The organism is Nocardia brasiliensis, from assembly GCF_042691675.1.
GTDB lineage: Bacteria > Actinomycetota > Actinomycetes > Mycobacteriales > Mycobacteriaceae > Nocardia > Nocardia brasiliensis_D.
Genome location: NZ_CP170507.1, coordinates 410,245 through 424,385, shown reverse-complemented (window position 1 = coordinate 424,385; position 14,141 = coordinate 410,245). Strand labels below are relative to the sequence as shown.

Below are 14,141 nucleotides of genomic sequence, written 5' to 3'. Positions count from 1 at the left end.
ACAATCGCTTGGTATGAGCCTGGATTGGACCAACGTGTCGGTCGCAGCCATCACGGCTGCGGGCACGCTCAGCGGTGGTATCGCCACGCAGTTCTACGCGCTGCGCGCCAAGCGGATGGATACGCAGCTACAACGTGACCAGCGCGCCGAAGAACTACGCGAGCTTGCCCGGAAAGAGGCATCGGACGAGAAACGGGCAGCGTATGCCGCCCTCAACACTTCGGCACACTACTTCCGCACCGCCGCCCGCCGTTACCTCGCTGAGAGAGCAGGTACGAGCCCTGAGCCAGAGAAGTTTCACAGTGCTTGGGAAGCGTTGCGCGACAGCTACGCACGTTCTCAGATGGTCTTGTCCGATAACGCACTCGCCATCGCATCTGAAGTCAGCCGTTGCATGGACGCTGGCCACCAAGCAGTCATAGACGCCGATACGACTGACCTCGCACGAATCACAGAGCTCGAGCATTACCTCAATGACACACTGGGATTTGCTGTGCGCCTATTGCGTCGGGCGCTCCGAGAAGATCTCGGGATACACACGGCTGACGACGTCGACCTCGACGAGCGCCGTAGAGCTCTCCGGGACAAACGGCACGAGCTGTTCGGCCGTAGCAGTCATCGAGAACCCCGCGAGCTTCCACCCCACCCTTAGAGGACTCCGAGGTCTCGTGCGAGGCCGGCGATCTCATCGAGCATTTCCAAGCCTTTCAGTAGTGGGTCTTCGGGTTCTCGCGCGCCGACGGTGATGTCCCAGGTCGGGGTGGTGGTGCGGTCCCAGGCCAGGACGATTTCGGTGATCCGGTCGACATAGACCCGCCCTGGCGTGCCCCAGTCGCGCACCGTGGTGCCGATGCGGGTGCCCAGCCAGGCGTTGCCGTGTCCGTGTTGGCCGATGCGCAGGTTCTCGTAGCCATCGACGACCTTGACCGAATGCGTGGTTTGCTCGCGGGTCCGCCACCGGCCGGTGCGCAGGGCAATCAGGGCATTGAGGGTGTAGGCGCGATCGCCTGCGGCGCACCAGGTTTCGTGATAGTGCGACCAGCCGAGCGTGCGTTCGCGGGCCGGGTCACCGCGCTTCTGGAAGGCCCCGAACACGTCAGTGAACAGCGGTTTCAGGATTTCTGAGGCCACACCCCCCAGTGGCGGGATCGCCAAGGACAGCGACACCAGATCGCCCAGGAGGTTGACCGCCGCCCCGAGCATTTCGTTGATTCCAGGTGCGCTGTGGCCTCCGGTCACGAAGCCGACGTCGGTGGCTGGACGCCAGTGAAAGTTGTTGGATACCACGCCGGTTCGGTCGCCGTCGCGCAGGATGATCCCCGGCGCTCGCGGGATGGTCCCCTTCCATCCGGGGCGGGAGTATTCCTCGGGGAAGGTTGGATCCCTGATCTCCTCGATGGTTTCGACCATGCCGTCGGCCGCGATGCGGGTGACCGCACGCACCAGGCCGTCGAAAAGGTTTCCCGCGAAGGAGGTTTCGGTGTCCCAGCCCGAGGAATCGACGAGGTCCCACACGAGTGCGCCGTGGCGTACTCGTGCTCCGGGCCACGGTGGCGGGTCGCCGGTGAGCCAGCGGCGCGGCTCCCAGGTCAGTTGCGCGTCGGCAACGATGCGCTGACTGACCTCATACATGGTCTTGAAGCGGGAGTGGACCACGGCGAACTGGGAATGGTCATCGAGGATCGATAGCGGCTTGACCACTTGCGACCAGGTCGAGGTATCCAAGTTCAGCCACGAACGTGGATCCAGCGGATCCCCTACCGGGAGGGTCCACAGTCGCCCTTCGAGGCGAAGGAGATTCAAGAACAAGGTCAGCAGCAGACTCCACCGGGCGGGCCCGAAGCAGTTGTGCACAGTGATTCCGTTGGCGACGAAGCGGTGCACGTCAGCGACCGCGATGTCGAAAACCTCGGTCTCGCCGATGGATTCGAACGCAGTGACCTGTTCGGGGACCTGGTGGTCGGCCATGACCCAGCCGCCGACACCGATGTCTTGGGCGGGTATGAATCCGTCGGGGGTGAGGACCTTGTGGTCTCCGGTGAGCTCGATGCTCTTGCCGGTGGCGGTGGTGAGCCGGTAGACCGGCTTGATGCCGTTGCTCCATGACCCGGTCGGCGAGTGGTGGATGCGCCCGTCGACCACGACCTCGCAGGGGCGCCCGGCCAGCTCCCGGATCGGGCGCGCCACGATCTGATCGCCCTCGCAGATCTGCACGAGGGTCTGTCCGGACACGCACGCCCAGGTCTTCGGGAACTGAAATTCCGGCGGGGTGAACGGGTTACAGTAGGCGATTATGTGGCGCAGGTGCTCCGTGTCGTGCTTGAACGTCGCTCGGATGATGCGCTGACCGCGCTCGTCGCGGTCCTGCTCGAGGTCGTCGAGCATCCCGGACCATCTCGCCCCGTCACGGTCGACCGTGATGAAAATGTTCTTGGTCGTTCGGGCGTCGTGGTTGGTCATCCACCGCGCGAGGTAGTAGGTCGCGGGCAGCTCGACAGTGCCTATGCCGGTGTCGTTTTCGATCGCGGAGAACTTCGCCGAGATCTCGTTGTGGATCTCCCCGCGTAGCACCCAGTTGCCGTCCCAGATCCGCATCAGTGGCGGCAGGATCCGGCGATCGGTGTCGCGCTTGAGGCGCGCGACGATGTGGTCGAAAACCCGATCGAAATCGATGGTTTCGACGCTCGTGCTCACTCCAACCCGCCCCAGGGGCGCGGCCACGGCCGCGGGCAGCGCACTTGGATTCCGGCTCCGATCGGCGCACCGGTCACCGACACCGGAATCCGCGTCTCGGGAGTGCGCCCGGGCAGCGCGTACACGAACCGCTTGCCGCCCATGCGCGCGTAGAACTCGGTGTCCAGGCTCGAGTTGGCTTGGCCGTTGCGCGCCATCCGGTCGGTGTCGATGACGATATGCTCACCGGCCAGCAAAGGCGGCATGATGATCTTGCGGTCGGCGTCGATCTCGGCGCGGTCGAATTCATCGCTGCCCCAGGAGAAGTCGGGGATGGTCCAGACGATTCCGGCGGTGCCCTGAAAGACCCAGCGCGGCCAGATCTCGTAGTCGATCGGCAGCGGGTTGGCGACGGTGACGAATCCGGTCTCGACACCGCCGCCGGTTGTGTCGGTGGTGGTGACGAAGGTGGAGGTGGCGTCGTCTTCGAGCCAGCGCGGGTACGCGCCGATCAGTGGCACGACGACCAGGCCGTAGTCGTGGATGTTCGGGTCGCCGACGATCTTGACGCGCGGTTTGGCGCCCAGGCGCACCGGCAGTCGGCGCGCGGTGTCACCAATCTGGACCCGGACCAGCGAGTCGCGTCGGAACGAAAAGGCTTGCCGGAAAGCCGAATCGGCGTTGCGCCACGGCAGCTGTGGTGTGCCGAGAACATGGAAGGCGAGCGAGAAGTCGAACTTCTCTTCTCGTAGCCCTCCGAAGTCCGCGCCGATCTGATAGGCCGTGGCGTTCCAGATCGTGGTGGTCGCGGTCTCGTACATCGCGTCGAAGTCGGTGCCGGAATCGATGTCGGCGAGCACGACTCCGTGATCGCCCATGCCCGGCCCGGCGACAGTGAACCGTTGCGCGCTGGGTCCTTCGATGACGATGCGGGTGTCTTGGGGTGGGGTGATCATCGGCCCTGCCAGGTCTTGGCGCGCTGACGCTGGTCCAGAGTCATCAGCGCCCATTCACGCCGGAACTCCGAAGCGCTCATCCCGGTGGTGAGGTTCTCGATGCGGACGCTGGCATCCAGTGCGGGCTCGGCGGCGAACCCGCCCATGAACGCCTGCATCTGCCCTGGACTCGACAGCACCGGCTCCGGACGGCGAGACAGGTTGATCGCGGTCTCACCGGGCATCAACCAGCCACCATGGTCGAAAACCTTGGGCCGCAGCTTGTCCCACCATTCCGGTGGCGGTTGCCCCGCGACCGGGGTGTAGCCGAGCTGGGCGGCGATCGACTCTGGGGAGAACGACGGCAGTGGCCCGATCGCCTCGCTCGCTTTCTGCGCAGCGTTCTGCCCGGCAGCGATCAGCGGCGAGTAGTCGATGGTCCACCAGCGGGTTTCGCCGAGCCCGAACGGCAGCTGTTCGAGCAGCGCGTCGAACGCGATCCCGGCGGCGTCGGTGACGAAGTCCCGGACGCGGCCCTGGATCTTGCTGCCGGAATTACGCAGCTCGTCGAGCTTGGTCTGCGCCCGCGAGAGCTCGGCATCGGCTTTGAGCCGATCGTTGGCGCTGGCCTCGGGATCGGCGTAGACCTCGTTGCGGCGTGTATTGGCCGAGTCGACCGAGGCTTGAGCGTCGATGCGGGCCAGCTCGTCGTCGCTGAACTTGCGCTCCAGCGCTGGAGCTTGCGGTGCGGGACCATCCGCTTTCCCAGACGCGGCGTCGTCCTTGCGCTGTTGCAGCCCGAGGACCTTCTGTTCGGCCTTCTCTACGGCGAGGTCGGCTTGGCGGCGATCAGCATCGGACTTGCCCTCATCGGCGTAGACCTTGTCGCGGCGCTGCTTGGCCTGCTCGACGGAGACCTGAGCCGACTCCAGGTTCGTCTGATCAGCGTCGGTCCACTCCTTCTTTCCCTTGCCCGTGTTGCCTGCGGCGCCGGTGTCGCTGGCTCCTTCTGCCCAGCCCGCGATCAGCTCGTTGGGCAGGTGAAAGGCGCGGGTGAATTGGGCGTCGGCCGCGCCGACGGCTGGTGATCCCAGGCGTGAAGTGCCGTGGGAGCCACCGGACTCGGCGGGTTGGCCGTTGATCGTGGCGGCCATGTGCTCGGCGTTCACCCCGACTTGGAACAAAGTGCCGGCCGGACCGAGTCCGACTTGCAGGCCCGCGAGCCGCCCAGCGAGCAGGTCCAGGGTGGTGTAGAGGCGCACGGCCGGATTCGCCAGGCCCATCGCCACGCGCTGGAGGAAGGAGATGAACCCGCTGCAGTCGAAACGGTCCGGACCGACGCCGCCCCAGGCGTAGGGGTTACCGGTCACTGCTCGCGCGGCGGCCAGGGCGTCGCGGATGCCGCGCGGGACCGCGCCTCCGGCGGCGAAACGTAGTGCGCCCGAACGCATCGCCGCACGCAGCCGGTACATCGCACCCTGGCCTCCCACGGAGGCGACCTCGCGGGCGGTGACGACGTGCTCGCCCGCGGACAGCCGGGCTACGACGCTGTCGGAGGTCGGGCCGCCGGGTCCGGCGATGGCTCCGCCGTCGGCGTGGCCGGGCAGGATACTGAGAACGCTGGAGCCGATCCGGCCCGCGACGTCGGTGACGGTGCCGACGATGCCTTTGACCCGGTCCCAGTATTCGAGGATCTTCTCGATCGCGGAGACCACCACATCGCGCAGCGAGGTGAACCAGCCCTTGCCGGTCTCTATCGCGGCTCCGATGATCACCCAACCGGCGCGCAGGCCGTCAGCGAACCACGACACCTTGTCTCCGGCCTCACCGATCCCGGCTTTCCACGCCGCGAGATAGACCTGCACCTCGGACCACCAGCCGCTGATCAGGTCCGATACGAACCCGAACACCGGTTGGACCACGCTGGTCCACCACCAGGACACGATGTCTCCGGCTTCGCCGAGCGCGGTCTTCCAGGCAGCGAAGTAGACCTGCACTCCGGACCACCAGGTCGAGATCAGTGAGCCGATGAACCCGAAGACCGGTTGAGCCACCGATAGCAGCCAGAGCAGTTTGTCTCCGACCCAGCCCAGCGCGTCGAGCAAACCCGCCCAGATCGGTTGGATGTAGGACCAGGCCGAGGCGATCGCGGATTGGATTGCGCCCCAGACGGTTTGCCAGATTTGACGCCCGGTGTCGGTCTGAGTGAAGAACCAGACAAGCCCGGCGACCAGTGCCGCGATCGCGGCGATCACGATGCCGATGGGGTTGGCGGTGAGCGCGGCGTTCCACAACCACGTCGCTGCGGCGGCGACGCGAGAGGCTGCCGCCGTGGCGAGCGCAGCGACTTTGGCCCGCAGGGTGGTGGCGGTCTGGGTGTTCTGTACGCCGGTGTTCACTCCGGTCGCGACGGTGTTGGCGGTCAGTGCGGCAGTGTGGGCGATCATCGCGGCGGTGAGCTGGCGCTGCACCACCAGCTGCGCGAACATCGCCGGGGTCTGCACGATCCGGGCGATCTGATAGCCGGTCTGCGCGGTCTGGCTGGTCGCGTAGGCTGCGGCCAGTCCGAGCAGCAGCGGGGTGACCAGTCCGGTGTGCTCGGCCAGGACGCCGAGGATGTCGCTCATCGAGGCGAGGGCGGCGGTGAGCACGGTGATGGTGTCGACGCCGAGGTTGCCCAGCGCGCCGCCGAGTCCGGCCAGCCCGGAGGTGAGGCTGGACAGGAACCCGCTGTCCTCACCTCCGGCACCGGCGTCGCCGATCTTGGTCAGCTGATCGGTGACAGTGGTGAATCCGGCGGTGAGCTTCGAAAAGTCGAACTCGCCAAGGGAACTGGTGACCCGCTCGATCGTGGCGGGCAGGTTGACCATCCAGCCGGTGAACGTCTCGACCGCTTGGGAGTCGGCCAATCGCTGGGAGAACGCCTGGATCTTCGGGGTGAGCTTGTCGAGGCCACCGGCGAGCCCGGTCAGCGTGGTCGTAGCGACCGGCAGCCACGGCGCGAGGATCCCCGCACCGAAGCGTGCCATCGCCGCCTGGAAACCACCGGAAGCGCCAGAGAGGGTTTGGCGCAGTCCAGCCATGGTGCCCGCGTAGGCTTTGGTCGCTCCGGCGGCCCCGTCGGAGCCTTCCATGATCCCCTTGGCGAGGATGTCCATCGCCTTGTCGGCGGGCACCGCTCCCTTGGAGATCATCTTCTGCATCTCGGCGGTGGTGACACCGAACCCGTTGGCGAGGATGGCCAGCGCGGGGACACCGGCTTCGGCGACCGACCACACCTGATCGAGCGACACCTTGCCGGTGGCGGCCATTTTCCCGAATGCCGCCGAAACCTGTTCCACGCCTTCTGCGCCTTTGCCGGACGCGGCGGCGGCCTCACCGATCGCGGTGAGATATCCAGGGACTTTCGCCGCGGGCACGTTCATCGCGACCAAGTTCTTGCCGACGTCGGCGAACTGATCCAAGTTGAACGGGGTGCCGTTGACGGTCTTTTTGATCTCGTCCATGAGGCGACCGGCTTCGGTGGCCGAGCCCATGATCGTGGTCAGCGAGGTGGTGGCGTTCTGGATCGTGGTCAGCCGATCTAACCCCGACTTCAGTGCGGTGCCACCGAACAGGGCCGCACCGATCCCCCCAGCGGTGACCGCAGTCTTGAACACCGCGCCAAACCCCGAGGCGAACCGCGAACCCAGCGAACGCCCGGCCTTGTCGGCACTGCCTTGCGCCTGGACGAATGCGCCCTCGACACCAGGGGCGACCTTGGAAGTCTCCGGGACCAGCGACACGTAGCCGGTGGCCAGGTTCACTCCGCCGCTGGTCATGACCTGATCACCTCCCTTGGTTCTGGGTTCGCAAGGCGCGCAACCGGTCTCGTATCTCGTTCATCGGGACCGCGTGCCCGTTGACGCGGCGAGAGCCGGGGTCTTCGACGCCGGGGCGCGGGTAGGGGCGCGGCCTGTTGCGGTTCTTCGCGCCGTCTTTGGTCTTGGCCCACAGCAGCAGGCTCGCGAGGTCGATCAGCTCGGCGAGCAGGAACTCGCCTTGTCCCCACCGGGTCACATCGGGGTGCATGACGGCCATGAGCGCGGACTCGCGGGGCGATTGGCGGACCAGTACGAGCAGGTCGTGCCAGTTGAAGGACTCCGAGCCGACGTCGCGCAGCCGGACACCAGCGCGGATGAGGTCGGCTTCCACGGCGTCGCGGTGCGCATCGACCAGGCTCAGGAGTCCGAGGATTCCCCCAGTTCGATACCGGAATCCTTCTGCCAGGCACTCATAAGCTCGCGCACCTCGGCTTGGGTCATCGCATCGATCACCGCGAGATCCTTTGCGCCTGCGACGCCTTCGATGAGTGCGAAGAACTGCTCGGTGTCGTTTTCCTTGCGCAGTTTGCGGATGATCCCGAACGGGATGTTCTCCATCTTCGGTAGCGAGATCGCCTTGCCACCCGTGCTCGTGTACGTGAACTTCTCCATCACCTTCGGACGGACCTTTCTCTGGGTTTCATTGGCGGACTGAGCCTTTCGGTGCCCGCCCGGCGAGGGCAGGCCCGGTCCAAGGGATGAATGAACCTCGCCGGGCGGGATCGAGGGGCCACATGACGACGGGTGCGTCACAATCGCTTGCGCGCCGGTGCGAAGCGAGTTTCGGTGCTGTGACCGCATTTTGGGTACGGGGTCGCTGATCTCAGCGTCGGCCGTATTCGGCGAGGCGTCGGCCGCCGCTCCAGGTCTGAAGTACCTCGGTCCTGATCGATGAGTACGAAGTCCGCGTGCTTGCCGGACGCGCACGACTGGTGCCCTGCCCGCCACCGGCGCTTCGGCACCGGCGACCCGTGCGCGGGCTCGAACTGTCGATCAGGCGGGGGTGACAGTGAGCTTGGTTCCGGTGCCGCCGGTGAGTCCGGTGCCGTTGCCGGTCAAGGTGCCGCCGCTGGAGAGGGTGATCTGGTAGGGGCCACCGGCCGGGCCGGTTACGGTGACACCGTCGGTGCCGACCCCGGCCAGCGCCGCGAGTGCCGAGCGCACCGCCGCGTTGGTGGCGTCGAAAGCGAGTGCGGTGGTGGGTTTTCCGTCGACCGAGAGCAGGAAGGTTCCAGCGGTCGCCGATAGCGTGACAGTCCACTGGCTCGGCGGGCGGCCCTTGTGGACCCACTCATACAGTGGGGTGCCGTCGGTGTCCTCGAAGCATTCGACGGTGACGGTGTAGGCGATGGTTTCGGTGTGCACGATCTGCACGTCGTCGACGGTGCTGATCTGTCCGTCGGGGATCCAGATCCGGCGCAGCGCGACGTCGGAGTCGAGGGTGTCGATGATCCAGCTCGAATGCGGAAGCTGGCGCTTGTTGTGCCGCACTGCGATCGAGTTCCCGGTCACGGTGACGTTGTCGTCGCCGTACACGGCTCGCAGGACGAGCGCGTTGGTGGACTCGAGGAACGCGAACTGGGCGGTGAGGGTGTAGTCGGTCTGCAGGATCTTGACCGTCGAGCCGCCGAAGGCTTTCTTCTTGTCGACGTCACGCGACTCGGCGAGGGTGTAGCCGTCCTCACCTATGTAGCCGTGATCGAGGAACGCGGGGTCCAGATCGCTGGTGGCGCTGCTCGGACCGGTGGTGCCCAGCGGTGCGCGCAGCAACGAGCCGGTGGCGCGCGGCATTGCCGCGTAGATGTTGGCGACCGTGCTTGCCATGGTCGGTAGCCCCTTTCAGGCGCAAGGCGGACCGGGCCTGCTCGAAAGGGATGTGCAGCGATAGGGATAGAGGCGCGGGGTGTCAGCGCAGTGGCTGCCAGGTGGTGGTGCCGTCGCGACGGCGACGGACTCGGCCGAATGGCACGTCAGCGAAATGGATTCCGGCGGCCAGGTCTCCGGAAGCGGCGAGTTCGTCAATGAGTCGTTGCCGGTGCAGCACGGCTTGCGCGGGGTAGAGGTCTGCGGCGCAGCGCCACTGCGGATGCTGGACCTGCAGCGGTGAGTGCATCGCGTCGCTGAAGATGAGCATCCGGTGCTGGCCGCTTGTGAGTCCGAACGCGGTGTGCCCAGCGGTGTGCCCTGCCATCGCAACCGAGGTGATGCTCGGCGCGATCTGCTGGTCCGCGGCGAAGGTTTCCACGCGCGGTGCCAGGACGGCGAGCAGCTCGGGCAGGTGCAGCTGTCCCTTGGCCCAGGGCGCCATGCGTTCGAGCATCGCTTCGAACTGTTGCGGGGTCAGGGTGTTCCACCATGCCCATTCCGCGTCGGCGATCAGCAACCGGGTGCGGGCGAACTCCGGACGGAAGGCCCAGCCGAGGTGGTCGATGTGCATGTGGGTGATGGCCACCGCGTCGAGCTGGGCAGGGGTGCAGCGCAGTCGGGTGAGGTTGTCGAGCAGTGCACCGCCGTGCAGGGCTGCGGTCAGCGGGTTGGCGGGGCCGTCGGGTACCGAGAGGGGTCCGACGCCCGCGTCGATCAACAGTCGGTGCTCGCGGTGCTCGACGAGGAGCGCGCCGATGCCTGCGACCAGGTTGCCGTGCTGGTCGAGATGGTCGGCGTGGGTTGCCCAGTCGGCGTCGGTGGTCTCGGGCAGCCAGCCGCGCGGGCGCAGCCGGACCGCGCCGTCGGGGACGTAGGTGACTCGCATGTCGCCAAGCCGGACCGAACGCAGTCGAGGAGGGCGACGCAGCCGCTTGGTGCGGCATCGGTTGAGTGCGGAACAGGACAGCATCGTGTAACTCCTTGGTCGGCACCGCGTGGCCGCGTCGAGCCGGGTCGTCGCGGCGGGAGTCGTCAGGTGAGTTGACCGCGCACGTCGAGGGAGACGGTGGCCTGATAGCGCGGGTGACGAGTGTCGGGATCGGGATGGTTGACCGGGGCACCGGCCGTGACGGCAGCGCGGATCCGTGGTTCTTGGGGATCCCGGGGCGCGCTCAGTAGCAGTGCGTGGCACAGCTCGGCCAGTTGTGCGGCTTCGGGTTCGCGCAGGTCCCAGCATTCGATGATCACCATGCGGGAAGCGAGGATCCGCCGGTCGTTGCCGCCACCGGCGGCGCTCACGCGCACCAGCCGGTCCGGGCGGGGGTTGGGGACTTTCGTCGCGACCACGGCCAGATCGCCCCGTGCGGCCAGCCGCGCGCTCAGATAGGCGACGACGAGGGCCTCGATCGCCGGGTAGACGACGAGTTCAGTCACCGGCTGCGTCCAGCGTCGAGCGCTTTGACCAGGGTGTTGTCTTTGGCGTTGCGGCGGGCCGCTTTGATCGTGCGGGGGAAGATGGAGACCCGCCAGCGACCTTGCGGGTTGCGTGCGCCTTGGCGGGAGGTCATCTCGAAGCCCTCGCCCGCGGCTGCTTTCACGCGTCGGCCGCGAGCTTCGACGTCGCGGACCACGCCGGTCGCGCGGCGCAGGTTGTAGAAGGCGTCGGGCTTCCATTGGATCTTCGGCTTGGGCATTATCCGTCCACCTTTCGCAGCGTGATGACGTTGCCCGGCGTCCAGCCGAACGGGCCGTGGTTGGCGTCAGCAGCGACGCCGATCACCTCGAAACGACCAGCGGGACCGGACGGCAGATCGATGAGATCTGCTGGGGCGGGATGGAATTGGGCGGGAGCGTACACCTCGACCTCGGTGATCACCCGCGTGTGTCCGTCGAGGACGGGTTCGCTGGAGCGGGCAGGTCCCCACCCGTACACGCGCACCGCGATACCGGGTTCGTCCAGGGGCGGGGTGTAGAGCGAGACGGGGTTGCCGTGGGAGTCGGTGCCGCCGTCGCGGTGGCGGTGGTGGCTCAGGGTGTGGCGTAGCGGCAGGTTCATGCGACCGGGACGATGCGATAGGCGGCGAGCAGGTCACGTTCGACCTGGGTCAGCCCCACCCCACCGATTGAGCCGTCCGCGCTGACGGTGAGTTGTTCACTGAACGGTCCTGCGGTGCGGGCGCGCACCGCAGAGGCTGGAGTGTCCTTGGCGCGCTTGGCGATTCCGAGCACGACGCCGACGAGCAGCGGCGGGGGCGCGGGCCATCCGTGGGTGATCTCGATCCGGACGCCGCGCTCACGGGTCGTCCAGGCGATCGTGCGGCGCAGGTATCCGGTCCGTGACCACCGGACCTTGGCGAGGTCGACCGGGCGGTCGTTCTCGGTGACCGAGTGCAGATCGAGCAGGCGCAGCGTCGGCACCATCTGCACCCGATCACCGGACCCGTCCAGGATCAGGGTCTCGGTGAGGGTCGGGGCGATGTGCCAGCCGCACCAGTCACGCACCAGAGCGTTGGCGATCGCCAATGCCAGTGCGGGACTCCCATTTTCGTAATCGGCGAACGCTGCCTCATCGGCCAGCGGCGGGATCGGTGCAGCGAGGGCCACAGCCGGGGTAGGCGAGCCCGCGTCGTTCATCTCAATCGTGGACGGTCGTCTCGGGAGCCGGTGCTGGAGTTGCCTTCGCCTTCGGAGCCCGAGGCCGGCGAGGCACCGCAGTGGAGTCGGCTCCGGTATCAGGCTGCGAGGACTTCGCATCCACTTCGTGGTCGAACCGGCTGCGCAGCACCTGCGCGATCCGCATCGCTTCCCCGGTCCTGCCCGCGTGGCGGGCGCGGGTGTACTGCTCGAGGTACGCGTGGAAGTAGTCGTCCTCGACGTCTCGGCTGCTCACCATGTTGTCCTCCTCACAGGGATGAGTCAGTAGCAGTAGGGGCCTTTCGCTGCGGCCCGAGGCGTCGGTCCGCAGCGAAAGGAACCGCCGTGTGTCAGGCGGGCTCGCCGGTACCTGGCTCTTCCTCGTCCGGCTCACCGGGGTTCGGCTTGTCGGGGACGATGGCGTCGAGGTCGCCTGCGAGGGCTTCCAGCGCTGTGAAGTCCAGGACACCGGTGCCGGTGTCGAGCTGGTCCTTGAGCCGCTGAATTTCGGTGACGATCTCGGTCTTGACCTTGGTCAGCTGTGCTGCCAGGGCGTCGATCTTGTCCTGATTGGCCATGACTACCTTCCTGATATCGGTGAACGGATCACCGTCGACGGTGATCGTGATGTGCCACATCGGCACTCCTCCCTTTCGGTAGGGGGGCTTGAAGGCCCTGATGAGGGCTGGGGCGCGCAAACCTGTTGTCCCCGAACGGCGTGCCGCCGCTCGGGGACCAGGCCCCCGCGATAGATGTCAGCCGCCGAAGTCGGGCGGGGTGAGCCCGCCGATCTCGACGATCGATTGCGGGTAGCGCGCGGCTGTGAAGGCCAGGTATCCGTAGACCTGCAGTCGGGTGGTCAGCGTCGCCGAGCGCGGTGAGGGGAAAACCCTTGTGCGGATACCGGATTCATAGAGGCGCAGGTCCGAGGCGCGCATCACGAGGATGACGTCTTCGTTGTTGGCCGTGCCGAGGGTGATGGGCAGGTTCGGGTCGGTGATGACCGGTAGCCCGTGCAGGTTGCCGACGATCTGTTCGGCGGCGACCGCCCCCAGGGTGGCGAGTGCGTTCTGCGGCGAGTTCTGTTGCGGCAGAACCAACGGCCGCTGGGTGTCGTCGAGCTGTGCGAGCAGCCAGCCCCAGCGGCGCGGGTGCATGGCGATCACCGTCGGCGGCTGCAGCCGCTTGGTGTGCACGCGTTGGACCGCGTCGGCGATCGCCCCGTAGACCGAGCGCACCGTCGGGGTAGCGGTGATGGTCGCGATACCTGCCGTGCGCCGGACGCCCAGCACCTGTCCGGCGGTGCCGCTGCCGCCGATGACTTGGATATCGAGCTTGGCCGCGTAATCGGCGATCAGGTCGGAGAAGATCACCTGGTCGAAGTTGATCGGGCTCTGGTCCAAGAGCTGGACGGCAATGTCCTGTTGACCGGCTACGGTGCGCACCGGGGCGGAGACGTAGGTGTCGGTCAGGTCGGTGTCGGCGATCTGGGTGTTGTCGGCGGTCTGGGGTTCGGTCGCGGTGCCGGTGGCGACCTTCGGGATGTTGATCGAGTCCGTGCCCGGTGGCAGCACATCGGACTCGGCGAGGTTGGCGACCGCGCGTCCGGCACGAGCGAGTTCGATGAACTGGTTCATCAACCAGATCGGCGGCACGAAGAACCCACCGGTGCCGTCGACGCGATCGAGGTCGCGGTACTCCGGAGACCGGGTGACGTCCTCGCCGTGGTTACGCAGCCGTTCCTCGGCGGTGCCGTCGGCATCCATCCGAAACGAGAACCGGATCAGGTCCTGCAGGTAGGAGTGGCCGTTGCCGCGGACGTAAGTCGCTGGCTGCTCGGTGACCTGAACGCGCGCCTGGGCGCGACGCAGCGCGACCGCGCCTTCATCGATCGCGCGGGCGCGTTCGATCTCCTCGTTCAGCTCGCTGATGCGTTCGTCGCAACCGGTGATCTCGGCGTCAGCGGTGCGGATCTGGTCAGTGAGTTCGCGGAAGGTGCGGTCTTCGTCCTCGGTGAGGTCTTCGCGGCCGTCGTCGGCGGCCGTGGCAAGGATCGTCGTGCGCGCTCCGAGCAGCGTCGTACGGGTTTCGGTGGCTTGCTCACGCAGCGCGATGAGCCTGTTGAGCCGCTCATCCATGATGGGTGTCCTTTGCTGGATTCGGAATGGGT

General features: G+C 66.7%; 15 protein-coding genes. 1 reads left to right on the top strand and 14 read right to left on the bottom strand.

Annotation, left to right across the window (positions count from 1 at the left end):
- Window positions 1-13 precede the first annotated feature (13 nt).
- Complete coding sequence (locus tag ACFK0J_RS02230) at window positions 14-652, top strand: hypothetical protein (protein WP_378736073.1); 639 nt, start codon at window positions 14-16, stop codon at window positions 650-652.
- Here the strand turns inward: ACFK0J_RS02230 and ACFK0J_RS02225 are convergent.
- The 14 genes from ACFK0J_RS02225 to ACFK0J_RS02160 form a co-directional block, all read right to left on the bottom strand.
- On the bottom strand, window positions 649-2,694 hold the full coding sequence (locus ACFK0J_RS02225) for a hypothetical protein (protein ID WP_378736071.1): 2,046 nt from the start codon (window positions 2,692-2,694) through the stop codon (window positions 649-651). The genes ACFK0J_RS02230 and ACFK0J_RS02225 overlap by 4 nt on opposite strands.
- Window positions 2,691-3,629, bottom strand: a complete 939-nt coding sequence (locus ACFK0J_RS02220; protein WP_378736069.1) for a phage tail protein — start codon at window positions 3,627-3,629, stop codon at window positions 2,691-2,693. The genes ACFK0J_RS02225 and ACFK0J_RS02220 overlap by 4 nt, the downstream gene beginning before the upstream one ends.
- The gene (locus ACFK0J_RS02215; RefSeq protein WP_378736067.1) at window positions 3,626-7,429 is read right to left on the bottom strand and encodes a tape measure protein; all 3,804 of its coding nucleotides are present in this window, start codon (window positions 7,427-7,429) and stop codon (window positions 3,626-3,628) included. Before ACFK0J_RS02215 ends, ACFK0J_RS02220 begins: the two co-directional genes overlap by 4 nt.
- Before the next feature lie 7 nt (window positions 7,430-7,436).
- Entirely contained in the window at window positions 7,437-7,802 is a 366-nt protein-coding gene (locus ACFK0J_RS02210; RefSeq protein ID WP_378736065.1) for a DUF5361 domain-containing protein, read from the bottom strand.
- Window positions 7,803-7,828: 26 nt separating this feature from the next.
- The gene (locus ACFK0J_RS02205) at window positions 7,829-8,083 is read right to left on the bottom strand and encodes a hypothetical protein (RefSeq protein WP_378736063.1); all 255 of its coding nucleotides are present in this window, start codon (window positions 8,081-8,083) and stop codon (window positions 7,829-7,831) included.
- Between the two features lie 381 nt (window positions 8,084-8,464).
- Complete coding sequence (locus tag ACFK0J_RS02200; protein WP_378736061.1) at window positions 8,465-9,295, bottom strand: hypothetical protein; 831 nt, start codon at window positions 9,293-9,295, stop codon at window positions 8,465-8,467.
- 82 nt (window positions 9,296-9,377) lie between these two features.
- Window positions 9,378-10,307: an MBL fold metallo-hydrolase gene (locus ACFK0J_RS02195; protein WP_378736059.1), complete on the bottom strand. Its 930-nt coding sequence runs from the start codon at window positions 10,305-10,307 to the stop codon at window positions 9,378-9,380.
- 62 nt (window positions 10,308-10,369) lie between these two features.
- Window positions 10,370-10,771, bottom strand: coding sequence for a hypothetical protein (locus ACFK0J_RS02190; RefSeq protein WP_378736057.1), 402 nt, complete (start codon window positions 10,769-10,771; stop codon window positions 10,370-10,372).
- Window positions 10,768-11,031, bottom strand: coding sequence for a hypothetical protein (locus ACFK0J_RS02185; protein ID WP_378736055.1), 264 nt, complete (start codon window positions 11,029-11,031; stop codon window positions 10,768-10,770). The genes ACFK0J_RS02190 and ACFK0J_RS02185 overlap by 4 nt, the downstream gene beginning before the upstream one ends.
- Window positions 11,031-11,393, bottom strand: a complete 363-nt coding sequence (locus tag ACFK0J_RS02180; RefSeq protein ID WP_378736053.1) for a hypothetical protein — start codon at window positions 11,391-11,393, stop codon at window positions 11,031-11,033. Before ACFK0J_RS02180 ends, ACFK0J_RS02185 begins: the two co-directional genes overlap by 1 nt.
- The gene (locus ACFK0J_RS02175) at window positions 11,390-11,971 is read right to left on the bottom strand and encodes a hypothetical protein (RefSeq protein WP_378736051.1); all 582 of its coding nucleotides are present in this window, start codon (window positions 11,969-11,971) and stop codon (window positions 11,390-11,392) included. The genes ACFK0J_RS02180 and ACFK0J_RS02175 overlap by 4 nt, the downstream gene beginning before the upstream one ends.
- A 1-nt stretch (window position 11,972) precedes the next feature.
- Window positions 11,973-12,230, bottom strand: a complete 258-nt coding sequence (locus ACFK0J_RS02170) for a hypothetical protein (protein ID WP_378736049.1) — start codon at window positions 12,228-12,230, stop codon at window positions 11,973-11,975.
- 91 nt (window positions 12,231-12,321) lie between these two features.
- Window positions 12,322-12,609, bottom strand: coding sequence for a hypothetical protein (locus ACFK0J_RS02165; protein WP_378736047.1), 288 nt, complete (start codon window positions 12,607-12,609; stop codon window positions 12,322-12,324).
- 117 nt (window positions 12,610-12,726) lie between these two features.
- Window positions 12,727-14,109 carry a phage major capsid protein gene (locus ACFK0J_RS02160; protein WP_378736045.1) on the bottom strand — a complete coding sequence of 461 codons (1,383 nt, stop codon included), beginning with the start codon at window positions 14,107-14,109 and terminating at the stop codon, window positions 12,727-12,729.
- Window positions 14,110-14,141 lie beyond the last annotated feature (32 nt).